Annotated in this window: 21 protein-coding genes; 6 read left to right on the top strand and 15 right to left on the bottom strand. The window is 72.2% G+C overall.

What is annotated here, in order from left to right:
- Positions 1 to 42: 42 nt before the first annotated feature.
- The 7 genes from ACIQCZ_RS05765 to ACIQCZ_RS05735 form a co-directional block, all read right to left on the bottom strand.
- The gene (locus ACIQCZ_RS05765; RefSeq protein ID WP_402279966.1) at positions 43 to 1,434 is read right to left on the bottom strand and encodes an aKG-HExxH-type peptide beta-hydroxylase; all 1,392 of its coding nucleotides are present in this window, start codon (positions 1,432 to 1,434) and stop codon (positions 43 to 45) included.
- On the bottom strand, positions 1,431 to 2,651 hold the full coding sequence (locus ACIQCZ_RS05760) for an FxsB family cyclophane-forming radical SAM/SPASM peptide maturase (protein ID WP_402279965.1): 1,221 nt from the start codon (positions 2,649 to 2,651) through the stop codon (positions 1,431 to 1,433). Before ACIQCZ_RS05760 ends, ACIQCZ_RS05765 begins: the two co-directional genes overlap by 4 nt.
- A 172-nt stretch (positions 2,652 to 2,823) precedes the next feature.
- Positions 2,824 to 3,021, bottom strand: a complete 198-nt coding sequence (fxsA, locus tag ACIQCZ_RS05755; protein ID WP_402279963.1) for an FxSxx-COOH cyclophane-containing RiPP peptide — start codon at positions 3,019 to 3,021, stop codon at positions 2,824 to 2,826.
- A 426-nt stretch (positions 3,022 to 3,447) separates the two neighbouring features.
- Positions 3,448 to 6,894 carry an SAV_2336 N-terminal domain-related protein gene (locus ACIQCZ_RS05750; RefSeq protein ID WP_402280240.1) on the bottom strand — a complete coding sequence of 1,149 codons (3,447 nt, stop codon included), beginning with the start codon at positions 6,892 to 6,894 and terminating at the stop codon, positions 3,448 to 3,450.
- A gap of 166 nt (positions 6,895 to 7,060) precedes the next feature.
- Complete coding sequence (locus ACIQCZ_RS05745; RefSeq protein ID WP_402279961.1) at positions 7,061 to 8,092, bottom strand: AAA family ATPase; 1,032 nt, start codon at positions 8,090 to 8,092, stop codon at positions 7,061 to 7,063.
- Positions 8,093 to 8,198: 106 nt separating this feature from the next.
- Positions 8,199 to 10,310 carry a trypsin-like peptidase domain-containing protein gene (locus ACIQCZ_RS05740; RefSeq protein WP_402279960.1) on the bottom strand — a complete coding sequence of 704 codons (2,112 nt, stop codon included), beginning with the start codon at positions 10,308 to 10,310 and terminating at the stop codon, positions 8,199 to 8,201.
- Positions 10,307 to 11,050 (bottom strand): CU044_2847 family protein, encoded by a 744-nt coding sequence (locus ACIQCZ_RS05735; protein WP_402279959.1) that lies wholly within the window; start codon positions 11,048 to 11,050, stop codon positions 10,307 to 10,309. The genes ACIQCZ_RS05740 and ACIQCZ_RS05735 overlap by 4 nt, the downstream gene beginning before the upstream one ends.
- Positions 11,051 to 11,246: 196 nt before the next feature.
- On the opposite strand from ACIQCZ_RS05735, the gene ACIQCZ_RS05730 reads away from it, so the two are divergent.
- A complete protein-coding gene (locus ACIQCZ_RS05730) occupies positions 11,247 to 11,429 on the top strand; it encodes a DUF6104 family protein (RefSeq protein WP_003961784.1) in 183 nt (60 codons plus the stop codon).
- Between the two features lie 128 nt (positions 11,430 to 11,557).
- On the opposite strand, the gene ACIQCZ_RS05725 is transcribed toward ACIQCZ_RS05730, so the two are convergent.
- Complete coding sequence (locus ACIQCZ_RS05725) at positions 11,558 to 12,406, bottom strand: hypothetical protein (protein WP_402279958.1); 849 nt, start codon at positions 12,404 to 12,406, stop codon at positions 11,558 to 11,560.
- A gap of 161 nt (positions 12,407 to 12,567) precedes the next feature.
- On the opposite strand from ACIQCZ_RS05725, the gene ACIQCZ_RS05720 reads away from it, so the two are divergent.
- Together ACIQCZ_RS05720 and ACIQCZ_RS05715 are read left to right on the top strand one after the other, a co-directional pair.
- Positions 12,568 to 13,425 carry a DUF4097 family beta strand repeat-containing protein gene (locus tag ACIQCZ_RS05720; RefSeq protein ID WP_402279956.1) on the top strand — a complete coding sequence of 286 codons (858 nt, stop codon included), beginning with the start codon at positions 12,568 to 12,570 and terminating at the stop codon, positions 13,423 to 13,425.
- A gap of 1 nt (position 13,426) precedes the next feature.
- Positions 13,427 to 14,416 (top strand): helix-turn-helix transcriptional regulator, encoded by a 990-nt coding sequence (locus ACIQCZ_RS05715; protein ID WP_402279954.1) that lies wholly within the window; start codon positions 13,427 to 13,429, stop codon positions 14,414 to 14,416.
- Positions 14,417 to 14,522: 106 nt separating this feature from the next.
- Here the strand turns inward: ACIQCZ_RS05715 and ACIQCZ_RS05710 are convergent, their stop codons facing one another.
- The 5 genes from ACIQCZ_RS05710 to ACIQCZ_RS05690 all read right to left on the bottom strand — a co-directional run bounded on the left by ACIQCZ_RS05710 (position 14,523) and on the right by ACIQCZ_RS05690 (position 19,203).
- Complete coding sequence (locus ACIQCZ_RS05710) at positions 14,523 to 15,098, bottom strand: Clp protease N-terminal domain-containing protein (protein WP_402279952.1); 576 nt, start codon at positions 15,096 to 15,098, stop codon at positions 14,523 to 14,525.
- A complete protein-coding gene (locus ACIQCZ_RS05705; RefSeq protein WP_402279950.1) occupies positions 15,098 to 15,307 on the bottom strand; it encodes a helix-turn-helix domain-containing protein in 210 nt (69 codons plus the stop codon). Before ACIQCZ_RS05705 ends, ACIQCZ_RS05710 begins: the two co-directional genes overlap by 1 nt.
- Before the next feature lie 32 nt (positions 15,308 to 15,339).
- Positions 15,340 to 16,788, bottom strand: a complete 1,449-nt coding sequence (locus ACIQCZ_RS05700) for a cellulase family glycosylhydrolase (protein WP_402279948.1) — start codon at positions 16,786 to 16,788, stop codon at positions 15,340 to 15,342.
- A gap of 32 nt (positions 16,789 to 16,820) precedes the next feature.
- Positions 16,821 to 17,786 (bottom strand): zinc-binding dehydrogenase, encoded by a 966-nt coding sequence (locus tag ACIQCZ_RS05695; RefSeq protein WP_402279946.1) that lies wholly within the window; start codon positions 17,784 to 17,786, stop codon positions 16,821 to 16,823.
- Positions 17,787 to 17,991: 205 nt separating this feature from the next.
- Positions 17,992 to 19,203 (bottom strand): NADP-dependent malic enzyme, encoded by a 1,212-nt coding sequence (locus ACIQCZ_RS05690; RefSeq protein ID WP_402279944.1) that lies wholly within the window; start codon positions 19,201 to 19,203, stop codon positions 17,992 to 17,994.
- 523 nt (positions 19,204 to 19,726) lie between these two features.
- Between ACIQCZ_RS05690 and ACIQCZ_RS05685 the strand changes: the two genes are divergently transcribed.
- Genes ACIQCZ_RS05685 through ACIQCZ_RS05675 form a run of 3 tightly spaced genes read left to right on the top strand, consistent with a single transcriptional unit; the run spans position 19,727 to position 22,415 of the window.
- Positions 19,727 to 20,674, top strand: a complete 948-nt coding sequence (locus tag ACIQCZ_RS05685; RefSeq protein ID WP_402279942.1) for an ABC transporter substrate-binding protein — start codon at positions 19,727 to 19,729, stop codon at positions 20,672 to 20,674.
- 29 nt (positions 20,675 to 20,703) lie between these two features.
- The gene (locus ACIQCZ_RS05680) at positions 20,704 to 21,654 is read left to right on the top strand and encodes an amino acid ABC transporter permease (RefSeq protein WP_402279941.1); all 951 of its coding nucleotides are present in this window, start codon (positions 20,704 to 20,706) and stop codon (positions 21,652 to 21,654) included.
- Positions 21,651 to 22,415, top strand: coding sequence for an amino acid ABC transporter ATP-binding protein (locus ACIQCZ_RS05675; protein WP_402279939.1), 765 nt, complete (start codon positions 21,651 to 21,653; stop codon positions 22,413 to 22,415). Before ACIQCZ_RS05680 ends, ACIQCZ_RS05675 begins: the two co-directional genes overlap by 4 nt.
- A 241-nt stretch (positions 22,416 to 22,656) precedes the next feature.
- On the opposite strand, the gene ACIQCZ_RS05670 is transcribed toward ACIQCZ_RS05675, so the two are convergent.
- Together ACIQCZ_RS05670 and ACIQCZ_RS05665 are read right to left on the bottom strand one after the other, a co-directional pair.
- Positions 22,657 to 23,427, bottom strand: coding sequence for a hypothetical protein (locus tag ACIQCZ_RS05670; protein WP_402279938.1), 771 nt, complete (start codon positions 23,425 to 23,427; stop codon positions 22,657 to 22,659).
- Positions 23,424 to 23,912 carry a SigE family RNA polymerase sigma factor gene (locus tag ACIQCZ_RS05665; RefSeq protein WP_402279936.1) on the bottom strand — a complete coding sequence of 163 codons (489 nt, stop codon included), beginning with the start codon at positions 23,910 to 23,912 and terminating at the stop codon, positions 23,424 to 23,426. The genes ACIQCZ_RS05670 and ACIQCZ_RS05665 overlap by 4 nt, the downstream gene beginning before the upstream one ends.
- Positions 23,913 to 23,917: the final 5 nt, after the last annotated feature.

Genomic DNA, 23,917 nt, shown 5'->3' with positions numbered 1-23,917 from the left:
TACACCGGAGCATGGTCGCTCCGACCGGTGTCGCGGGGCTGTTCACTGTGTTCGCGAGCCGTTCCTCTGCTGCCATATCACCCTGGTGGTGGCCACGTACGCCTGCGCCCGCGCGAGATGACCCGTCGGGGGCGGACAATCGTCCAGACGGTGGTAGAGCGTGATCATCTCGTTGACCAGCAACCGGCCTTCACGGGTCAGTGCCGCCGATCCCGCCAGCACGGGCAGCACGGCACCGACCTGCTCGCGGCAGCGGGCGTGCTCGGCCCACGCCAGGTCGCGGTGGGTGACACGCCGCGCGGCGAGCGCGAACCGCTGCCAGTAGTCGGCGAGCGCGAGGTGCGAATAGGCGCCCTGGAGAAGGCCGTCGAAGGGCCGCGAGTCCGAGCGCCAGGGCGCGAAGTGACGTGGTGTCGGGTCCTCGTGGTGCAGCGGTACGAGGGAGCCGAGGGCGGCCAGTTTCGTGTGCTGGAGTTCATGGACGAGGGTCGAGACGAAATAGGCGGGGGTGGCCGGTCTGCTGCTGAGGACGGCGCCGAACGCCTCGCGCCTGGTGCCGCTGCAGTGCGCCGCGCCCTCGCCGACGGGCCCGGAGCCGGGGGGCGGGCCGAGCGGCACCACGCAGCGCAGCAGGACGGCCGCTTCGGTGAGGCGGTGTGCGCCGCCGATGCGGAGCAGGGGCCCCACCCCGGACCAGGACTCGGCCCAGGCCTTGCGTTCGTGGTCGTCGATGTGGGTGGCGGCGCTCAGTCCGTGACGCCGGAGCCCGTCCCCGTCGGTGCGGTACGGATCGACGTCGTCCAGGGGCACGGGTCCGATGCCGCCGGGCACGGCGGGCAGGGCGGACACGGGCAGCCAGCGCGGGTCGGCCGAGGAGGTCGTTCCGTCCGGTTGCGCGTGTGCGGTCAGGGGTGGCCCGCCCGCGAACGCGCGCATCGTCAGGTCGCCGTCGGAGAAGGCGATGTCGACCGGGCCGGAGGCCGTCCGCAGGGCGCCCAGGGTGGGCAGGGACAGCAGTCCGCCGTGAGCGGCGAGGCGGGCCGTGAACGCGGTTCCCGCGCGGATCGCCGCCGCGGCGGCCAGAGCGCTCAAGTGGTCCAGGTCCGCGTGGAGTTCGGCTCGGGAACCGGCACCGGCGAGGCCGCGCAGGCAGCGCTGCGCCCAGGGGCCGGCGAGGGGGTGGAGCAGAACGGTGCGCACGGCGGCCCGGTCGGCGCGTTCCGCCGTCTCCAGCAGAGCCCAGTCCTGACGGAGCCGGTCGAGCAGCCGGGGCGGGCAGACGGTCGTGGGGGCCGCCCCGGCCGCGTCGAGCACGGCCCGCAGGAGGAGGAGCCGTCGGGTGTCCTGGTCGCGTACGAGCAGGCGGAGGGTGTCGGCCCCGCCCTCGGTGCGGCCGAGTTCATGGAGCGCGTGGTCCGGGAGTGGGGGGATCATCGGTGTTCTCCTGCGGTCGCTTCGGACAACCGGCCCGCGATGTGGCGTACCAGCCGTTCGAGATCGGCGCAGTAGACCGACGGGTTGGTGAAGCCATGGGCCGCGTGGTAGCGGTGTGCGTAGTGGCCGCCCCCGCAGACGTTCAGCAGTGGGCAGGCGCGGCAGGCGTCGGCGAGCGCGGCGGCGCCTGCCTGACGGGCGGCGACACCGGGGTGGCGCAGGGCGTCGTCGAAGGTGTGGCGGAAGATGTCGAGCCCGGTGGCGGCGGCCATGTCATAGGCGGACTTGAGGGAGTCCACCTGTTCGATCGTCCCGTCGGTCTCGACGACGACGGCGTTGACGGGGTCGAGGCCGAGCGATTCGGTGGCGGCGGGCAGACCCAGCAGCAGGGCGAGGCACTCCTCGAAGAGCCGCACCCGGGTCTCGCGCCGCCCGGCCCGCCACCAGCGGTCGAAGACGGCTGTGAGCCAGTCGCCGTACGGGGTCGGGCGGCCCGATCCCGGCCCTGCGGGCGTCCCCACGACGGGCAGTCCCGGTGGGGGGTTCGACCAGTTGCCGTGCGGCAGCAGCAGGTCCAGGGCAGGCGGACGCAGGGCGAGCAGCGACTCGTACGTCTCGATCGGGTCGGTTCGGGGGTCGACGACGGTGAGGATGCCGGCGTACGCGCCGGGGTACCGGTCGGCCAGGAGCCGGGCGCCGCGCGAGGCGGCGGGCCAGGAGGGGCGTCCGGCGCGGTCGGTGCGCCGGGTGTTGTGGGCGGCCAGACCGCCGTCGAGGCTGATGCCGACGCGTATGCCGTGCCGGGCGAGCGCGGCGACGCGCGCATCGGTGAGCAGGGTGGCGTTGGTCTGCACGGTGGCGTGGACGGTGCAGCCCGCGGGCACCAGGTCACGGACCCGGTCGGACAGGGCGGTCAGCCGGTCGACGCCGGCGAGGAGGGGTTCGCCGCCGTGCAGGACGAGGGCCGCGCCGCTCAGTCGGTGGGCCGCCGCGTGTTCGGCGATCCGCTCCGCCGCGCGGTCGAGAACGGCGGGTGCCGCGGCGGCCGGGCGATCACGCCAGGTCCGGTCCGGGCCCTCGTAGAGATAGCAGTAGCGGCAGGCCAGATTGCAGTGGCCATGCACCTTGACGATGAACTGGCCGAAGGGCAGCGGGATCCGGCCGTCTGCGTGGAGCCCCGGGCGCCGGGGCGCGGGCGGCGTCGCCTGTCGAGACACTCCGGCACCCCCGTGCTGCACGTCCCCGGGACCGGCCCCCGTTGCCGGCCCGGAGCGAGTATCCCTGGCCTGCTGTGCGGGCAAACCGGTCCCGGACCACGATGTCCTGTTCAACCGGGCTCCGGACCGAAATCGTGCGGCCTCTCCCGGCGAGGCGGCCCGGCGACCCGGTTCAGAAGGCGTTGGTGAATCCCCACAGCATCTCCTGCGGTTGCTCGGCCCGGCCGCGCAGGTCCGCGACCACTTCAACGAGCACCGGGTGGTTCAGGGTCCGCAAAGCCTCCAGGTCGAGCTCCAGCAGATCCGGCAGCGCATCCGGCCCCTTGGAGGATCCGTCGTCCGGCCCGCCGTCACGTATCGACTCGCTCATCATGTCTCCCCGTACTGCCGCATCGAGCCGCCGGTGATGTGCTCGCCCTTGAGCGCATCCCGTCGAGCCCGCGTCCCTGACCCGCATGTCCCTGCCGGCACGGCACCGGCACCCGTACCGCCGACGCCCGCACCCCGTTCACCCCTGCCGCGTTCACGAAGGGTGCCCGCGCCCGTCCATGGCGTCGGTGCGGGCCGTGGGCACCCGTCGCTCCTGTACCGATGCCCCGCGCAGCGGGGCATACGCCTGGCCGCGGGCGTCGCCGACCGGCGTCGGTCGTACGCCGGTCGCACACGGCGCGCATCACCCCGGCATCGGATCGCCCGGGCCTCTCGTTCGGATCATGCCGGGCTCGCGTGCCCCGGCACCGTGCCGCGCCGGTCCGGCCCGACCGGACGAGAGACTCCGGTGCTCTCCGTCGAGCAGTCAGCGCTCCAGCTCCGCCAGCCGCTCGGCGGTCGACTCGCCCGCCGCGCCGCCGCCGTCCGGCAGTTTGCGCCATTCCTGGCGGGCCGCCCGGTACGCCTCGCGTGCGGCCCGGGGGCGTCCCGCCCTTTCGTAGGTCATACCCCGCCAATGGTTGGCTGTAGCGCCCAACTCGACTGCTTCTCGGCGCTGTTGCGGACTCTCCAGCTCCGCTTCTGCCGTGCCGGCCGCCTCGGCAGCGTCCCGGAACGCCTCGGCCGCCTCGTCGAGCCGGGCCGGACGTCGCAGGACCCGGGAGGCGTCCAGGTGGGACAGGCCCAGTTCCAGCCAGCAGCGCGCCGCGGTCAGCGGATCGGTGGCCTCCTGGGCGGCGAGCCCGAAGAGATGCTCGGCCTCCCGCAGGTCAACCCGGTCCTCGGTGGCCCGATGCCGCAGCATCAGCGCCCGGCCCAGCATCAGCAGACGCTCGGCCTGGCGTGTACCCCCCGTCGCCGTCTCCGTACGGCAGTCCCGCAACACTCGTACCGCGGCACCGATGTACGCACGTCCGTCGGGCAGTCGGGCGCGGCGCAGCAGCGTGCCGCCCCACTCGGCGAGCAGATCGGCGTGGGCCTTCGAGTCGCGCGGGACACCGCGCGCGGCGCGGGCGAACCAGTCGGCCGCTTCGACGAGGGCGTCCGGGTCGCCGGTGTGTTCGTAACGCGCGACGCGGACCCGGCCCGCCCGGGTCTGGAGCAGGGCGCGCTGCCGCTGCTCCCGCACGGTCTCCAGGGCCTGCTCGATCAGCGTCGCGGCCTCGTCCGGTTCCTCGCCGGAGCCGAGCAGGGCGTCCACGAGGTCCAGCAGGATGCGCACCTCGGTTCCCATGGTGTGCCGGCCGCCGCCCTGTTCGAACGCCATCCGCAAGGAGCGTGCCGCCTGTGCGGCGTACACCCGGGACTGTTCGGCGTCGACGGTGGCCCCGGCCAGCTTCAGCAGGGTGCGGCCGTGCGCCAGCGGCAGGGCGCTGGGCCGGTTCTCCTGGTCGGGCCAGACATCGGCGAACGCCTCCAGCATCCCGTACGCGGCCTGCAGCAGAGCGGTGTCGCCGTCGAGCCTCCACTGTGCCTCCAGGGCCCGGACCCGCTCCAGGGTGAGCCGGAGCGCCTCGGCGGGTTCCAGACCGGGGTCCGAGCAGGCTGCCGTGTACTCGCGGTCGGCGCGGCGCAGCAGTTCCAGTGCGCCGCGCCGGTCACCGCGCCGCCGCCGGTCGTCCGCCGCGGCATGCAGCACCTTGGCCAGCACGGCTCGTTCGCGCACGGCTCCGGGGTGCGCGGCGGCCCGTTCGGCGGCGTACTCCGCCTCGCGGAGCAGCTCGGCGTCCCCCTGCACCTCCCACAGCCTCAGGACGCAGCGCGAGTACTCCGCCCACAGCTCGGGATCGGTCCCGGGCTGCTCCTCGCGCTCCGTGGCGCCCCTCAGCAGCTGCACGGCGTCGATCAGGTACTGCACCATGCTGTCCGATTCGAAATGCCGTACCAGGACGCGGGCGCTCTCCACCGCCGCGTTCGGTGTCTGGACGGCGCCGCGGTGGGCGACCCGGCCGGTCTCCCTCACGAACTGCTCGGGCAGGGGCATGAATCGCTCCAGTACGCGGACCGCGACCTCGGCGAAGGGGTGGGGGACGCGCGACCCGCCGCTTGTGCCGCCCTCCCCGTTCTCGTCACCCTCTTCGAACTCCCCGTCGGACGCGCCGCTCCCCATGCCGTCCGTGGTGCGGGCGGCCCGCGAGGAGCCGTACCGCCCCTCGCCGAGCTGGGCGAAGGCCAGGGCCGGGAAGTTCGGCCCGCCCTTCCCGAAGCGCTGCTCGATGTACTGCGAGCAGTGCTTGAGCACGAGCAGCGCCTCGTCCCGCCCCAGCGGGCCGAGCAGCGCCTCGCGGACGCCGGGCGCGAACTCGTACCACTGGCCGCCGTCCTCGGCCCCGTCCTCGCTGCGGCTCCGTGACAGCAGCCCGCTCAGCAGCACCTCGGCGAGTTCGGACGGCCCCGAGTGGGGCAGCATCGTGCGCTGCACCAACTGCATCACCGGCAGGTACAGCGGGGCCGCCGCGAGGTAGACGGCCAGCTGTCCGGCGACCGGAGAGGCCGCCGAGCGGAAGCGGCTGACCAACTGGAGCGAGGACAGCCCGTCACCGGGACGCTGTGCGGCCGCCGCGGGCTGATCGGCCCGCACCCAGCCGACGGCTCCGGAGATCTGCCCCGCGCCGGTACCGGACAGCAGCCTCGCCCAGGCCGCCAACGCGCCCTCCACCGGCGGGAGTACGGGAATCGCCAGGGCGCCCGGATGCACGGCGGGCCCCGTACCGGCATGCTCCGTGACCTTCAGGACGGCGGCTCCGCCCGGCCCCTCGCCGCGGGACAGCGAACCGTAGGTGACCGGCAGCCTGGTCCGGTTCCACATCCGCTGCGGCAGGGGCTGGAGCACGGCCGTCGGCGCCTGTCGGGCCAGCTGGTGCAGCAGGCGGTGGGCCCGGCCGCTGTGCCAGAGCGGACCTGCGCAGTCGCTGACCAGTACGGTGACACGGCGGCCGGTCGGATCGCTCAGCCGGTCCGCGGAGTTCAGCGGTGCGGCGGCCGGATCGGGGCTGCGGCTCACCGCGGCCGCGCCGTCGGGACCTTGGTGCAGATAGCGCACCTGAACGTCCCGGAAGGCGCCCAACTGGCCGAATATCTGCTGGATTTCTCCGAACATCCGGTCCCACACCAGCATCGACGACGAGGCGTCCATGACGCACTGCACCAACGCCTCACCTCGGGACGCGCCGCGGAAGACCGGCACGATCATGCCGCCGGACCGGGCGCTGAGCTCCGCGGTCGCCGTCTCGTCGAGGGTGCGGCGCAGCGGGGGCGCCGCCGGACGGTATCGCTGCAACGGGCGCAGGGCCCGCTGGAGTTCGAGCGGCGCGGGCAGGGCAGGGGCGGCGGGCACCCCGAGGGAGAGCGCCCTCGCCCGCCCTCCCCCGGCGACACCACGTCCGCGCCCTCCCGAGCCGTCCGGACGGGGACCGGCGGGCGGCCGCGTGCGGGGTACGGGGTAGAGGTGGATCCGCCGGTCGTCGCCCCCGAGGCCCTGCTCCTCCACCGGCTCGTCGTCGTCCGCCACGGTGACCGGGGCCTCGTCGCGGCCGGTCACCGGCGACGTGGGGCGCTCGGCCTCCCGGCTCTCCGGTGCCCGCTCGAAGCGGAGCGGCGGCCCCACCTCGTCGTCCTCGTCGTCCGGCGCGTCGGGATGGCGGGTCCAGCGGGCCAGCCAGAGGGCGTCGCAGAGCTGTTCGGCATCGGGGTCGAGCCCGGCCTCGCGCAGCCGGGCCACGAACACGGGCAGCAGGCCGCCGTCGTACGGCAGGGAGTCCGAGTGCCGTACCGGTCCCGACGCCGCCTCCCGTCCCGACGCCGCTTCCGGCATCGATCCCGGCGCCCGTGACGAGGCCGGTCCCGGAACCTGGGTCTCCCGATCCCCCGCGGCCTCGTCCGGCACCTCGCCGTGAAAACCCACGCCCTCGCCCGGACCGCCGTCGGGACCGGACCCGCTCTCCGGTCCGTGCCGTGCCGTGCCGCCGGCCATCAGCCCATCACCTCGGCCGGTCGAGTCGCTGGATGAGCAGATCGGCGAGACGGTCGCGGCCGGCCGACGCGGCGGCGTCGGTGAGGTAGATCGCGTTCAACAGCTGGTCGGTGGCCAGGAGTTCACTGCGGGAGCGTTCCAGGAAGTGGGCGATGAGATCGTCCCCGGAGCGTGCCGCCTCGTCGCCGAGGTGGGCACGGACGAAGGTCGCGAGCCGCTGGTGGTCGGGGCGACCGAGCTCCAGGTGGATACAGCGGCGCATCAGGGGCGCCGGGAAGTCCCGCTCACCATTGCTGGTGAGCACCACGAACGGGAAGGACCGGCACTGCACCCGGCCGCCCCTCACCTTCACCTTGTTGCCGTCGTCGTCGAGGACCTCCGCCTCGCCGCCGGGCAGCCGGTCGGTGATCCGTTCCAGTTCGGGGATGGCGAACTCGCCCTCCTCCAGCACGTTGAGCAGGTCGTTGGGCAGATCGATGTCGCTCTTGTCGAGCTCGTCGATGAGCAGTACGCGCGGCCGGTCCGAGGGCAGCAGCGCGGTGCCCAGCGGCCCGAGCCGGATGTAACTGCCGACACCCTGAGCCGATTCGACGCCGGCCGCCCCGGCCGCCGCGCTGTGCGCGGCGATCTGTACGTCCTGGAGCCGGGCGATCGCGTCGTAGTGGTAGAGGCCGTCCTGGAGCGTCGATCGGCTGACGACGGGCCAGCGCAGGACCCGGCCGAGCCCCAGCTCGTGGGCGACGGAGTGGGCCAGCGTGCTCTTACCGGCCCCCGGGCTGCCGGTGACCAGCAGCGGACGGCGCAGATAGAGCGCGGCATTGATCATTTCGAGCTCTTCGGCACCCGGCCGATGGAGTTCGGCGAGGTGCCGGTGCCCCCCGAGGCGACGGTCGGCCGATCCGTCCCCGCCGTGCTCGTCGGGCTCCGACGCACCACGGCCCGCGAAGTCCCGCCACGGCGGCGGGGGCGGCAACTGCTCGATGCCTTCGTGCGGTTCGCCGGCCCCTCGGTAGATGAGCCACTCGCCTGGTTCACTCATAGCGTGTTCCTCGTCGTCACTCGTCCGCCGGGGGAAGCAGTCGAACGTGCATCACGGTAGCGATCCGAGGTGCGCCCCGTAAGAGTCCGGTCGGCGCGGTCGCCCCTCATGGCGCCTCCAGGAACTGGTCGGTGCCGGGCAGCGGGTGGTGCGGATCGTCCCAGTAGAGGGCGACGCCGTCCGACCAGTACGTCTCCGTACGGCCCGCGCGTACCCCCCGTCTCAATTCGTGGACCTTCTTCGGCAGTTGATCGGCCGTGCGGGCCCCGGAGACCGACTCGGCGGCGCGCCGGTGGAAATCCGCGCAGACGGCGGCGGGCTCGGCCGCCCGGCGCCGCCACAGGGCCACCCCGAAACCCCCATCGAGCACCCGTCCGAGACCGGCCGCGGTCTCCGGGTCGGGCCGGTGCCCGTACCTGCAGAGCACCGGAACGGTCTCGTACGCCAGTCCGCGCAGCTCCTCCACCACGGCTACGGGTACCCGCATTCCGTCCTCGCAGTCGACGACGGCGGCCTGCATCGGGGCCGTCATGGTCCGGTTCCAGCGCGCCTCGCGCTCGTCGGGCCCCTCGTCGGCCGGCCGCGGGCGGTGGTCCAGGCGGCGGATGACCACGGGGCGCAGCACTCCGAGCGGCCGCCCGTCGGGCGGCACGTGCCATCCGTCGACCTCCAGGTCCATGAGGGACTGCGGTACGGCGACCTGGAGCACTGCGGGGTCGTCGGGTGCGTCGCACCGCCGGAACGCCTCCGCCAGCGGCCCGGCGAGGCGGGCCGGGAGAGCCTCCGGTGCGGTGCCCCGGCTGTCCTCGGCGACGGGCAGGACGTCCCCGGTGTGCTGGACGACGCCGATCCGCCAGTCGTAGCGGTCCCGTTCCCAGCCGCGCGGTTCCAGCTGCAGCAGGACGCACGGAGCACCGTGGGTCCTGGTGGGTTCGAGTACCGGCGCCGGGGTGCGCAGATGCTCACGGTCGAGGGTGAGGCGGCCGTTGTGCCGGAGCCCGGCGAGCTCGTGGCGGAACTTGCGGGAGAGCCGGTCCTCGGCCATCCGCTTCACCCAGTCCCACAGGGAGGCCTCGGCGAGCTGGGTGGACGGCAGGACGTAGGGGCGTTCGGCGGAGAGGGCGCTCATGCAGTAGCGCAGGATCAGTTCCAGCGCGCTGTCGCCGCCGGGGGCGTCGTACAGCGTCCCCAGTCCGTCGCGCCAGCCGCGCGGCGCCGCGTGGTGCTCGGTCGGGTGGGTGTCGGGCAGCCGGTCCAGGAGGTCGAGGAGGCTGCGGGTGCTGAGCGGCGGCGGGAGTTCGGCGAGCCGGCCGAGCAGGTCGACGCGCTGCTGGGGGCTGAGTGCGAGCCCGGCTCCGGCGCCCAGTTCGCGCTGGAGGTCGGCCCACGTCCGGTCGGTGCCGACCGGGCTGCCGTGCCGGTCGGCGTGGTAGCGGTCGTGGGCGTGGAACACCGCCTGGTAGGGGTCGTCGGACTCGGTGGCGACGGCCCCGGGCGGCACGGGCAGCGTACGCAGCCGTTCGACGCCGATCGAGGTGCCGCCGGTCGTGCCGTCCGACCGCGACTTGAGCACGCCGACGACCTCGCCGCGGGCCAGGTCCACCACGGGTCCGCCGGACAGGCCCGGGTACATCCGGTCGCCGTCGAGCCGCATCTGTTCGTCGTCCTCGGCCCAGTCGCCGAAGGTGCCCATCACCTGGCAGCGCCCGCTGAACCGGGTCAGCTGCCCCGATCCGCCGCCGGTCCAGCCGGTGTAGAGGACCGAGCCGCCGCCGAACATGCCCGCCGGGCGTTCGCTGACGTACACACAGGGGTGCTCGACGGGTCTCAGCAGCCGGATGAGCGCGAGGTCGGGAGCCGGCCAGCCGCCCGAGGCCGTCGGGACCCGCACCTCGCCCGGCCCGGCCGGGCCGTGACGGCCCTCGGGCAGGGCGGCGACCACGGTTCCCTCGACCGCGGTCTCGGCGCTGCCCGGGTCCGGCTTGAACACCACGTTCACCTGACGCCCCTCCCCCTCCATCGCCACGTGCGCGCACGTGAGGGCCCAGCTCGGGGCGATGAAGAAGCCGCTCCCCAGGAAGCCGCGGTCGGATCCGTCAGGGGCATACCCGGGCTCCGGGCGATGGATGCGTACGGTCGCGGCCATCACGAGGCCTGCCAGCGCACGGTACGTGCTCTCCGAGCCGCCCCCTGCGCCCCTGCCCGGCGGCTGCGTCATGAGTGGCTTCCGGTGTCCGGCCCGGCCCCGTCGGGGTGCGCCGGTGCGCCGGTGGATGCACCGGCGCCCGGGGTCCCCGCGAGGGCGTCCGGATCCGGCGTCCCCGCGGATGCGCCGTCGTCCGGCGTCGCCGCGGGCACGCCTGCGTCCGGGGTCGCGCCCGGGTCCGGGGACGCCGCCGGGGGCGCCGTCGGCACGGGCGGGTGTCCGGGTGGCGAGGAGGGCGGGGGCGGCATGGGCGGGACGGGTTGTGGCCGCGGCGGGCCGTACGGCGCGGCCTGCGCGCCGGGAGCCGGGTGCGGCGCGGCCTGCCGGGGCGGGGGCGCCGTGGTCTGCCCCGTTGCCCGCGCCCCGCTCTGCGCCGGGATCGGCGGATCGACGGGCGGTCCTCCGCCGTTCCACGTCAGCGTGACCTTGATGCCGCCCTTGGCCTCGCCGTCCGCGAGGAGGCCGACGACCTTGCCTGCCTTCGCGGTGAGTTCGATGCCGAATTCGACGCTGACCTCGTCGGGCCGCACCGCTCGCAGCGGCTCGGCGAGCGAACGCGCGACGCTGGTCACGACCGCCTGCAGGCTCTCGACCCGGGCCTGCACGCGCTCGGCGAAGTCCTCGTACCCGATGTCCGTGAATGCCGGTCCCCGGACGGGTTCGGCCAGTTCCTCCGCCCCGGAGATCCGCGCCCAGACCGGTGTGCCGTCCGGCATCTCGATGCGCGTGATTCGGGCCTCGCTGTCACCCATGAAACCCCCCGTTCCCCCAACTACCCGCAGGCTAACGGCAGTACGCGGCCGATGCGAGGCTCATGGACCATGACGCCGGAACGCCGCCGACCGGTTCTCGGCGGGTTCGCCGTGGTTCCGTGCGGCCGTCGCGGAACGCGCCAGGGGGTGCGCTCCCGGCCGTCGCGGGGCTGTCACCAGGCATTAGGCTTGCCGCATGTACTTCACCGACCGCGGTATCGAGGAGCTGGAGAAGCGGCGAGGCGAGGAAGAGGTCACTTTCGAGTGGCTCGCCGAGCAGCTGCGTACGTTCGTCGATCTCAATCCCGACTTCGAGGTGCCGGTCGAGCGCCTCGCCACCTGGCTGGCCCGCCTCGACGACGAGGACGAGGACGAGTAATCGATCCGTTCCAGCCGCGGATCGATTCGGCTTCGGCCCTTGATCGATCCGCTCCGATCCCCGATCGGCGCTCTTTGATCCCTGATCGGACCGCTCCGGCCCCTGATCGATTCCACTCCGACCGCTGATCAGCCCGCTGCGGCGATCCCGGTCCTCTCGGCCCTGAAGCGGTCGTACGCGAGGCCGAGCGCCCCGTGCGCCATCAGCAGCGCCCCGGCGAAGGCCCAGCCGCCGCTGCGGCGCCCGATCCCCCAGACGGCGAGCGGGAGTCCGGCCGCCACCTGGGCGCCGCCCAGCGCGCGGGCCCCGGGGCCGCGCATCCAGGGCCCGAGGCGGCTGTTATCGACCGCGCCGAGTTGGGCCCGCACCGCCTCGCGCCGACCGGTCCAGCGGATCGCCTCGGTCTCCGGCCGGCCGTCGGCCGCCGCGTACAGCCGGTCGCCGGGCGTGTCCGGGTCCAGGCCGGGCGGGAGGTGCAGCCCGATCCGGGTGAGGACGGCGAGCAGCCCGCGCAGCCGGATGCGGGCATCGGCGTCCGGGTCCGGGCGGATCAGCTCTTCGAGCGCCTGGACGTCCAGCACGGGGTCCAGGCCCAAGCGCTCGGCGAACGTACGCATCGCCTCGTCCTCCCCGACCGGGGTGCCGTCCGCCAGCCAGACGTAACCGACCGGGCGGCGGAATCCGTACGCCAGTGTGTGGCCGGCCCGGTCGCCGTCCCACCACAGCGCAAGGACGGGCCAGGTCGAGCCGACGGCGAGCGCGGCGGCCCAGCCCGCCACGACCCGGTCGACCGGCTCCGCGTCCGCACCCCCCTCGCCACCGTCCCGCCAGGGCCTTCCCTCGGGGACGAGGACGGACCACCCGTCTCCGGCGGGCGCGAGCAGCATCCGCTCGCGCAGCAGGTGGGCCACCGTCCGCACGTTCTCGGGTTCGGTACGGCACAGCAGCAGCGCCCCCACGGGGGATGTCGCGTTCATGCCTCACACGCTAGGGTAATTCGCCCCTGTTTGGCCTATTCGGCACGCCTGGGACGACCGACGCCGTCACGACTCCCCTTGACTTCCCCGATCCGCGATATATCGTGTTCTGCAAGAGACGCGATATGTTGCGTCATACGGCGTCCCAGGAGGTCAGATCCATGCCTGTGTCGACATGGGCCATCGACGAGCCCCAGAAGCTGACCTTCGACGACCCCGTGACCTCGCTCAATGTCCGCATCGTCGGGGGCGCCGTCAATGTCGTCGGCACCGAGGAGCGGACCGCCCGGCTGGAGATCTCCTCGATCGAGGGCCCGCCACTGGTCGTGACCCAGGAGGGCGGCGCCCTCACAGTCGCGTACGAGGGTCTGCCGTGGAACGACTTCCTCAATTGGTTCGACCGCAAGGGCTGGCACCGCAGCGCGGTCGTCTCGCTCGCCGTGCCGGCCGGGGCGACGGTGGCGGTCGGCGTGGTCGGCGCCGGGGCCGTGGTCTCCGGAATCCGTGGACGTACCGACGTCCGGGGCGTCACCGGCGACACCACGCTCGTCGGGCTCGCCGGCCAGGTCCGGGCCGAGACGGTCTCCGGCAGCGTGGAGGCCCAGTCGGTCACCGGTGAGCTGCACTTCCAGACGGTCTCGGGCGACCTGACGGTCGTCGAGGGCGCGGGCACCTCGGTACGGGCGGAATCCGTCAGCGGCAACATGGTGCTGGACCTGGACCCCTCCGGGAAGCCCACGGACGTCCGGCTGACCACTGTGTCCGGCGAGGTCGCCATCCGACTGCCGCACCCGGCGGACGCGACGGTCGAGGCGAACACCGCGAGCGGCGCCGTCTCCAACGGCTTCGAGGATCTGCGGGTCAGCGGACAGTGGGGGGCGAAGAAGATCACCGGCACGCTCGGCGCCGGGACCGGCAAGCTGCGGGCGACGACCGTCTCGGGATCGATCGCCCTGCTGCGCCGCCCGCCGGCCGAGGACGATCCGTACGCTGCCGCGCCGACCGGAAAGGTGCTCTGACATGCCTCCCGTATTCGCCCACGGGCGTCTCCGCCTCTATCTGCTGAAGCTGCTCGACGAGGCCCCGCGCCACGGCTACGAGGTGATCCGGCTCCTGGAGGAGCGCTTCCAGGGCCTGTACGCGCCCTCGGCGGGCACGGTCTATCCGCGCCTCGCCAAACTGGAGGCCGAGGGCCTCGTCACGCACGCCACCGAGGGCGGCCGCAAGGTCTACTCGATCACCGACGCGGGCCGCGCCGAACTGGCCGGCCGCACGGGCGAACTGGCCGATCTGGAAATGGAGATCCGCGACTCCGTCTCCGAACTGGCCGCCGAGATACGGGACGACGTACGCGGCGCCGCGGGCAAGCTGCGCAGCGAGATGCGGGCCGCGGCGCACGAGACCCGGCACACCTCCGACTCCACCGGCACCGGCCGCACGGGCGACCGGGAGTCCGTCTTCGGCGACCTCGGGGATCTCGGCGACAAGGAGGCGTGGCGCGCCGCGAAGGAGGAGCTGCGCAAGGCCAAGCAGGAATGGAAGGAGCAGGCCCGCCGGGCGAAGGACGAGTCCCGTCGCGCCCGCGAGGACGCCCAGCAGGCCCGCCGTCAGGCCAAGGAGGCCCAGGACAGGGCGCGCGAGCAGATGCAGAACGCCGCCCGCCAGGTCCAGGAGCACTTCGCGCGGGGCGACTGGCCCTCCGGCGTACGCGAGGGGCTGGCCGAGATCACCGGCCAGCTGGGCAGCTTCGCCAGGGCGGGCAGCCGGCCCCCGTACAGCAAGCCGGAACCCGCCGGTGCCGACCCGGAGTGGGGCAAGGACACCGCCACCACCGGCGACCCCGCCCGCGATCTGGACCGCCTGCTCGACCGCTTCCGCGACGACATCCGCGACGCGGCCCGCGACCGGGGCGTCACCGAGGAGCAGCTCGCCCAGGCCCGCCGCCATCTGTCGACGGCTGCGGCCCGAATCGGAGCGCTGCTGCGGAAGGAGACCGACGGCGCGGAGTAGGGGGCGGCACGGAGCCCGGGGCATTCCCCGGGCTCCGCCGTACCGCCCGCCGCTCCAACCCCTCCGACCCTCCCGGCCCCTTCCGCCCCGTCCTCCCCGTGGTCTCTCAGCCCGCCTTCCGCTCGCGACCCGCGCCGCCGTCCCCGTACAACGCGCGGTCCACCGTCTCGTAGGTCGCACCGTGCTCGGCGAGGACATCGGCGACCACGCCGGGTCCGACGGTCATGGCCAGCAGGAGATGCTCCTCGCCGATGAACCGGTCGCCGCGGCGCAGCGCGATCCGCAGCGCCTTCTCCAGGACCCCCTTGGCCTCCCGGGTGAACGGGCGTCTGCCTGCCCGCCGGCGCCGGTCCTTGCCGTCGCCCCGCAGGGCTCCTTCGCCGTGCGCCTCCTCGACCCGGGCGACGATCGCGGTGAGGTCGATGCCGATACCGGCGAGTGCGTCGGCGTCGGCCCTGGTCATACCGCCGCGTCTGCGCGCATCGGCCAGCGCCGCCTCCACCGACGCCCTGCGGTCCACGAGCCCCAGCGCCGTGACGGCGAACGACGCCCGGCCGCCCTCCTGGTCCAGCAGGGCGAGCAGCAGGTGCTCCTCGGTGATCGATCCGGCGTCGGCGCGTTCCGCGTGGGTCACCGCGCCGGTCACGGTCGCCCGAGCACTCCTGGTGAATCGTTCGAACATCAATGCCTCCCGTACTTCTTGTGCGCGGCCTGTCGGCTGACACCCAGCTCGCCCGCGATCTCCTGCCACGACCAGCCCTTCGCGCGGGCGCTTGCGACTTGTACGGCTTCGAGTTGCTCCAGTAGCCGTCGCAGTGCGGCGACCGCCTGCAGTCCCACCCGGGGGTCGTGGTCACCGGCGCGCGCGGCGAGATCCGTTGCTTCGGTCATGATGTCAACTTACGTTGACATCATGGACTTCGTCAACCTTCGTTGACAAGCATGCTGCCGAGGCCGGTTCGGCCGTGCGGCGTCCGGGTGACCGTGACCGTGACGCGCACCCCCTCACGGGCCCGGATCCACACCTCTCCCCCGTGCCTGCGGACCTGGGCCCGGCCGCCCACCGCGACCCGCCAGTTCCCGGCGGTCGGCGGCAGGGAGACCTCCGTGGTGCCGCGTCGGCCCGCCGTGTAGGAGAGCCGGTAGACGCCGGAGGCGCCGTCGTACGTGTCGGAGTGGACGGTTCCGGCGACGGCGGGCGCGTACGGCGTGGCGGTCTGCTCCTTGTTCGCCGCGAAGGCGCCGTCCTTGTCGAGTGCGCAGTACCCGCCGCCGTAGCACCACACATAGCCGGCCCAGCCCGAGGTGTAGCGGCTCAGGGAGGCCATCGCGTCCCGGTAGAAGCGGCCCATCCCGGGGAGCGTGTTGTTCAGCGGGCCCCATTCGCCGACGACGACCGGGATGTGCCACCGCTCCGGGTACGCGGTGACGGCCGCCTCGTACGACTCGATCCAGCCCGCCGACGGGTCGTAGTCGGCGCCCGCCTCCATCGCCGTGTTGTAGAAGTGCGGTGCGTAGACGGTCCGGTGGTCCCTGACCGCCCCCAGTCCGGTGGTCACGCCCTCGCCGACGGCGGGGGTGGGTTCGACGAACAGCCAGTTGGCCCGGTCCACCGAGCGGACCGCGCGGGCGAGCCGGTTGTACATCGGGGTGAGCTGCCGGGACTCGATGCGACGGGCGGCCGTCGCCAGGTCCTCCCCGTCCTCGATCTCCCCCATCGGCTCGTTGATCAGGTCGTAGCCGAGGACGGCCGGGTGGTGCGCGTAACGGTCGGCGACGACCTTCCACATCCGCGCTTGGGCCCGCTGGAGATCGGGGTCCTCGTAGAGATGGGTGAAGGCCCGCTGCACGGCGGGCTCGAAGTACTCGGCGAACCAGTCGTCGGGGTGCGGGGTGAAGGGCAGACCGTCGGTACGGGTGGCCCAGGCCGGGATACCGCGATGGCCGAACGCCGGGCCGAAGACGTCCTGGTGGGCGTCGAGCACCACTTGGACGCGGTACTTCCGCGCCCAGCCCAGCACCCGGTCGATCCGGCGCAGGTACGCGACGCTGTACTGACCCCGGCGGGGCTCCAGGTCGTCCCAGAAGATGAGCAGCCGGGCGAATCCGAAGCCCTTGGCGCGCAGATCCCGGAAGTGCTTCTCGGTGATGGCGGTCAGCGCCTGGTCACCGCGGTTCGCCTTGTCCTCGACGTTCCAGCCGCGCAGCGTGAGGGTGCGCCCCTCGTCGTCGGTGAGGCGGGGGACGCCGGTCCGGTCGGGTGGCACGGGACGCGCGTCGGCGGCGGGGGCGAGTGCCCCCGCCGCGAGCACGAGCGAGGTGACGACCGAGGTGAGTACGCTGCCCATCCGCATCCGCGTCCGCTTTCGCATGGCGCAGATGAGAACAGCTCACCCCGCACACCTCAAGAGCAGGTGAGCACAATCTTTCCGAACTGGCCGCCCGTTTCCAGCCGTTCGAAGCCCTCCCGGGCCCGGTCCAGGGGCAGCACCTCGTCGATGACGGGCCGCACGCCGGTGGTCGCGCAGAACGCCAGCAGGTCCTCCAGTTCGTCCTTCGACCCCATGGTCGAGCCGACGACCTTCAGCTCCAGGAAGAAGATCCGGGTCAGCTCGGCGTGCGAGGGCCGGTCGCCGCTGGTCGCACCCGAGATGACGAGCGTGCCGCCGGGCCGCAGCGACTTCACCGAGTGGGACCAGGTGGCGGCGCCGACCGTCTCGATGACCGCGTCGACGCGCTCCGGCAGCCGTGCGCCGGGCTCGTACGCCTCGATCGCGCCGAGTTCGACGGCGCGCTTGCGCTTGGCCTCGTCGCGGCTGGTGGCGTGGACCCGCAGCCCGGCCGCCCGGCCGAGCACGATCGCGGCGGTGGCGACGCCGCCGCCCGCACCCTGGACGAGGACGGAATCGCCGGGACGCACCCCGGCGTTGGTGAAGAGCATCCGGTACGCGGTGAGCCAGGCGGTCGGCAGACATGCGGCCTCCTCGAAGGTGAGTTCCTTCGGCTTGGGCAGTACGTTCCAGCTGGGGACGGTGACTTGCTCGGCGAAGGTGCCCTGGTAGCGCTCGGTGAGGATCGACCGGGGTTCCTTCGGGCCGACGCCGTGACCCGTCTGCCCGATGACGGAGTGCAGGACGACCTCGTTGCCGTCCTCGTCGATCCCGGCGGCGTCACAGCCGAGGATCATCGGCAGCTTGTCCTCGGCGAGACCGACGCCGCGCAGGGACCAGAGGTCGTGATGGTTGAGGGAGGCGGCCCGGACGTCGACGGTGGTCCAGCCCGGTCGTGCCCCGGGAGCGGGGCGCTCGCCCAGCTCAAGGCCGTTGAGGGGCTGGTCGCGGTCGATGCGGGATGCGTAGGCGGCGAACATGGCCTCGACGATAGGCCGGGGCACGGGCCGGCGTAACCGGCCACGGGTGTGACGCACACCGCGCGCGGGAGCCGCCCGGGTGTTCCCCCGCGCCGGGCGGCAACGGGGCGCTTCGGCGACGGGGCGCGGGGGCCGGGTACGGCCCCCCGGTTGTGGGAAGGAGCGGGGCGGGGCGCGGGCGTACCCCGCACCCCGCCCCCGGACCTCAGCGCCGGGCCACGCCCTCCGCACGGGCCGCCGCGGCCACCGCGGCCGTCACGGCCGGTGCCACCCGCTCGTCGAACGGCGACGGAATCACGTAGTCCGCCGCGAGCTCGTCGCCCACGACGTCCGCCAGCGCGTTCGCCGCGGCGATCTTCATGCCCTCGGTGATCCGGGAGGCCCGGACCTGGAGGGCGCCCGCGAAGATGCCGGGGAAGGCGAGCACGTTGTTGATCTGGTTCGGGAAGTCCGAACGCCCGGTCGCCACGACGGACGCGTACTTGTGCGCGATGTCGGGGTGGACCTCGGGGTTCGGGTTGGCCATGGCGAAGACGAACGCGCCGGGCGCCATCGACGCAACGGCCGCCTCGGGCACCGTGCCGCCGGAGACGCCGATGAAGACGTCCGCACCGGCGAGCGCGCTCTCCAGTGTCCCGGAGATCCCGGCCCGGTTGGTGATCTCGGCCAGCTCGCGCTTGACGTCGGTCAGGTCCTCGCGGTCCCGGCTGACGACGCCCTTGCGGTCGGCCACGGCGACATCGCCGAGCCCCGCCTCCAGCAGGAACTTGGCGATGGCCACTCCGGCCGCACCGGCGCCGGAGATGACGGCGCGCAGTTCGCCGAGGTTCCGGCCGGACAACTTCGCGGCGTTGCGCAGGGCCGCGAGCGTCACGACCGCGGTGCCGTGCTGGTCGTCGTGGAAGACCGGGATGTCGAGCCGCTCCTGGAGCCTGCGCTCGATCTCGAAGCAGCGCGGCGCCGAGATGTCCTCCAGGTTCACGCCGCCGAAGGAGGGCGCGAGGCGGACGACCGTCTCGACGATCTCGTCCGCGTCGGTGGTCGCGAGCGCGATCGGCACCGCGTCGACACCGCCGAACTGCTTGAAGAGAATCGCCTTGCCCTCCATCACCGGGAGGGAGGCCTCGGGGCCGATGTCTCCGAGACCGAGCACCGCGGTGCCGTCCGTCACGACGGCGACGACCTGCGATTTCCAGGTGTAGTCGTGGACCAGCTCGGGATTCTCGGCGATGGCGCTGCACACCTTGGCGACGCCGGGTGTGTACGCGAGGGACAGGTCGTCCTTGTCGCGGACGGGAACGGTGGCCTGCACGGCCATCTTGCCGCCGCGGTGCAGCGCGAAGGCCGGATCGAACGGCTCGTCGGTGGCGCTGTCGGTGGTGCTGTCGCTGCGAGGATTGACGATCTCCGCTGCCATGGTGTTGACCCCTTAAGTCTTCATCGTTTGAGGGTGGCCACTCCTGGTTGAGGAGGGGTGGGCGGGCACCGCGTACGTTCCCCGCGTCGGCGGTTGGCCCGCCCCGGCAGGGAGAGATACATACGCGCGGACGCGCCGCACACGCGTCCTGAGCCCCGGATGAGGGGTGTAAAGGTCTTTTTTACCCGACGGACCACGTGACCGACGAGTCCATCTCGGCGCGGTGATGTGACTCATAGTCGAATATCTGGACAAGTCGGCCTACCGCCGAAATGGCGTCCACCAGTCGAGACGCGCCGCAGATCCTGCGGCGTAAAGAGTAAATCCCCACAGATGGTCCGGCCTTGGTGTACCGGCCGCTTGAGGTTCGGAATCGCCCGTTACCCGATTTTGACATGACTGGCCCACTGTTTGGGCAAATCCGAATGGCAAGATGCCGTAATCGCACAGGGCGGCGGCACCCGATGACGCGTGTCATTCACCGCCCGGCAACACAGCCCTCACCTGCCGGAGGAACCTGATCATGACCGCAAGCACCACCCGTCGTACGACCGCGAAGTCCCGGATTGCAGCGGTCTGCGCCATCGCGGTCGCCGGCACCTTGCTGCTGACCGCCTGCGGCGACCAGACGAAGAACGGCTCCGGCCCTGCCAAGACCACGGGCTCCGCGGCCGCGGATCTGCTGCCGCAGGAGATCAAGGCCAAGGGTGTCATCAAGGTCGGCTCGGACATCGCGTATCCGCCGGTCGAGTTCAAGGACAAGTCCGGCAAGACGGTCGGCATCGACCCCGACATCGGTGCCGCGCTCGGCAAGGAGCTCGGGGTGACGTTCCAGTTCGAGAACGGCACGTTCGACACGCTGATCACCGGGCTGCGCTCCAAGCGCTACGACCTGGCGATGTCGTCGATGACCGACACCAAGGACCGCCAGGAGGGTGTCGACCCCGATACGAAGAAGAAGGTCGGCGAGGGCGTCGACTTCGTCGACTACTTCAAGGCCGGTGTCTCGATCTACACCAGGAAGGGCGACGACCAGTCCATCAAGACCTGGGCCGACCTCTGTGGCAAGAAGATCGCCGTGCAGCGCGGCACCGTCTCGCACAACCTCGCCAAGTCCGAGTCGAAGAAGTGTACGGGCGGCAAGAAGATCGCCATCGAGACCTTCGACAACGACCTGGAGGCCCAGACCCGGCTGCGCAGCGGTGGCGCCGACGCCGGCTCCTCCGACTTTCCGGTGGCCGCGTACGCGGTGAAGACCTCGGGCGGCGGCAAGGACTTCGAGCTCGTCGGCGAGCAGGTCGAGGCCGCCCCGTACGGCATCGCCGTCGCCAAGGGCAACGACCAACTGACCAAGGCCGTTCAGGCGGCCCTGGACGCGATCATCAAGAACGGCGAGTACGGGAAGATCATCGCCAAGTGGGGCGTGGAGGCCGGCGCGGTCACCGCGGCCGAGCTGAACGGCGGATCCTGAAAAGGTCGCGGCGCTGAAAGGGTCGTTCTGTGACTGACATCAAGAAGACGGGCCCGGCCGACCAGCCGCCCATATCACCCACTCCGCCGGCAGGTCCGGAGGCGATCAGGGCCATTCCGGTCCGGCACTACGGCCGGTACGTCTCGGCCGTCATCGCCATCGCCGCGCTCGTCGCGATCGTCTACGCGTTCAGCCAGGGCAAGATCAACTGGGGTGCGGTCCCCGACTACTTCTTCGACGACCGCATCCTCAAGGGTGTCACCCAGACCCTGCTGCTGACCGCCCTGTCCATGGTCATCGGCATCGTCGGCGGCGTTCTGCTGGCCGTGATGCGGCTGTCGAGGAACCCGGTGACCTCGTCGATCGCCTGGTTCTACATCTGGTTCTTCCGCGGCACCCCGGTGCTGGTCCAGCTGTTCGTCTGGTTCAACCTGGGCCTGGTATTCGAGTACATCAACCTCATGCCCATCTACAAGGACTACTGGTCGAGCTTCATGACGCCGTTGCTGACGGCGCTGCTCGGCCTGGGTCTCAACGAGGCCGCCTACATGGCCGAGATCTGCCGTGCGGGTCTGCTCTCGGTCGACGAGGGCCAGACGGAGGCGTCGCACGCGCTGGGCATGAGCCACGGCAAAACCCTGCGCCGCGTGGTGATCCCGCAGGCGATGCGGGTGATCGTGCCGCCGACGGGCAACGAAGTGATCAACATGCTCAAGACGACGTCGCTGGTGGCGGCTGTGCAGTTCTACGAACTGTTCAAGTACGCCCAGGACATCGGGCAGGGTTCCGGAGCCCCGGTCGAGATGTACTTCCTGGCCGCGGCCTGGTACTTGATCATGACCTCGGTGCTGAGCATCGGCCAGTTCTACCTGGAGCGGTACTACGCACGCGGGTCGAGCCGCAATCTGCCGCCCACTCCACTGCAGAAGATCAGGGCCAATCTGCTGTCCCTGGGCCGCCCGAAGGGAGGCATGGCATGACCGCCGCCATGGTGAAGGCCGAGGGCGTCCACAAGTCCTTCGGCGCCGCGCACATCCTCAAGGGCATCGACCTGGAGGTCGCCCCGCGCGAGGTCTTCTGTCTGATCGGCCCGTCCGGTTCCGGCAAGTCGACCTTCCTGCGATGCATCAACCACCTGGAGCAGATCAACGCCGGACGGCTCTACGTCGACGGCGATCTGGTGGGCTACCGCCAGAAGGGCGCCAAGCTCTACGAGCTCAAGGACAGCGAGGTCGCCCTGAAGCGCCGGGACATCGGCATGGTCTTCCAGCGCTTCAACCTCTTCCCCCACATGACGGCGATCGAGAACGTCATGGAGGCCCCGGTCCAGGTCAAGCGCGAGTCCAAGGCCGTCGCGCGGGCGCGGGCCGAACGGCTGCTGGACCGGGTGGGCCTGGCCGACAAGGCGAAGAACTACCCCTCCCAGCTCTCCGGCGGCCAGCAGCAGCGGGTGGCCATCGCCCGCGCCCTGGCCATGGAGCCGAAGCTGATGCTCTTCGACGAGCCGACGTCGGCGCTCGACCCGGAGCTGGTGGGCGACGTACTGGACGTCATGCGCGGGCTCGCGGAGGACGGCATGACGATGATCGTCGTGACCCATGAGATGGGCTTCGCCCGTGAGGTCGGCGACGCGCTGGTCTTCATGGACGACGGCGTGGTGGTCGAGTCGGGCCACCCGCGCGACGTGCTGACCAACCCTCAGCACGACCGGACGAAGTCCTTCCTGTCGAAGGTCCTCTAGGGCGTGTTTCGAAAGCAGCGTCGTCCGCCCGCAGGGCGGGCCAGGCGGCGTCCGGTGCGTGCGATCGCAAGGCGGAGGGTCGCCCCGATACCGGTCGTATCGGGGCGGGCCCGACAACGCAGCGAGCATGCGGGCCGGACGCCGCCTGGCAGGCGGGACTTTCGAAACACGTTCCAGGGTCCTCCGGGAACGCGCGAGGAGGGCGGTACGGACCGGGTCCGTACCGCCCTCCTCGTGTGCGTCACCCCTTCTTCGGCAGCAGCTCCTGGCTGAGCAGCAGGCTCCGCAGCTGGGCACGGGTCAGTGGCGGACTCTTGAGCAGCGGCCCCTGCGCCCGTTCGCTCGTGAACCCGGTGCTGTCCCGCACGGCCAGCACCCCACCGTCCTTCAGGGTGAGACGCCCCACGAATTCAGGTCCCCACTTGGGGGTGCCCGAGTAGTTCATGGGGTCTTTCCAGGTCGTCAGCACGCGTCCGCCCGGGAGTTCCTCGCGTACGCAGTCGTCCGGACGCGGCTCCCCGTTGACCGGCCGGCACACATCGGCGGCCGGGTCCTGCCCGCCGAACTTCCTGCCGGCCTTCCGGCCGTCCAGGAAGCCGATGACGAGGTAGCCGACGCCGCCGTCCCGTCGTACGGAGTACTGCCCGTCCAGCGGTCCGTCCAGGTGGTCCCTGGCCTGCTCGGGGGTGGCGCCCTTGATGATGACGGCCAGCGAGACCCGTTCGACCTTCCCCACGCCCTCGGGGAGCAGTTCGGCCAGCCGCTGCGCCCGGCCGTCGCCTCCCGTGAGCTCGGCCGGGGCCGCCACCGGGGCGTCCTGCTTGTTCTCGCCCGAGGCCAGTCCCGGTACGGCCGCCGCTCCCGCCGCGACCACGGCGAGCGCCGCGGCCGAGACGGTGAGCCGGCGCCGCAGACGTACCCGGGCGGCCCCGGCGTACACCGCCTGGGTGGAGATGACCGGCCGTCCCGCTTCCTCGGCGACCCGCCCCAGCAGCTCACGCACGTCGTTCATACGAATTCCTCCGCCATCTCGGCGCGCAGCGCCGCCAACCCCCGAGCCGCATGGCTCTTGACCGTGTTCTCCCGCATACCGAGCAGTCCGGCCGTGGCCTCGACGCTCAGGTCTTCCCAGTAGCGCAGCACCAGTACGGCCCGCTGCTTGTCCGTGAGCCGGGCGAGGGCCGCCCGCACCGCGAGGCCGGTGTCCGTGTCGGGCGCGTGGTCCGCACGGTCGGGCAGTTCGCCGTACGCGTGTTCGCGCCGCCAGAACCGGCGGCGGGTCGCGATGAAGGTGTTGACCAGGGTCTTGCGCGCGTACGCCTCGATGTTGTCGAGCCGTCCGTGCCGCCGCCCGCCCAGCACCACTTTGACCAGCGCGGCCTGTACCAGGTCCTCGGCCTCGTGCCGGTCTCCGCACAGCAGGTACGCGCTGCGGAACAGTGCGGTACGCCTGCCCTCGACGAAGGCGTGCAGCGCGGCATCGTCATCGATCCGCATCGTCG

It is taken from the genome of Streptomyces sp. NPDC093149 (assembly GCF_044754145.1).
Lineage (GTDB): Bacteria > Actinomycetota > Actinomycetes > Streptomycetales > Streptomycetaceae > Streptomyces.
This window is presented reverse-complemented; position numbering and strand designations above follow the sequence as displayed.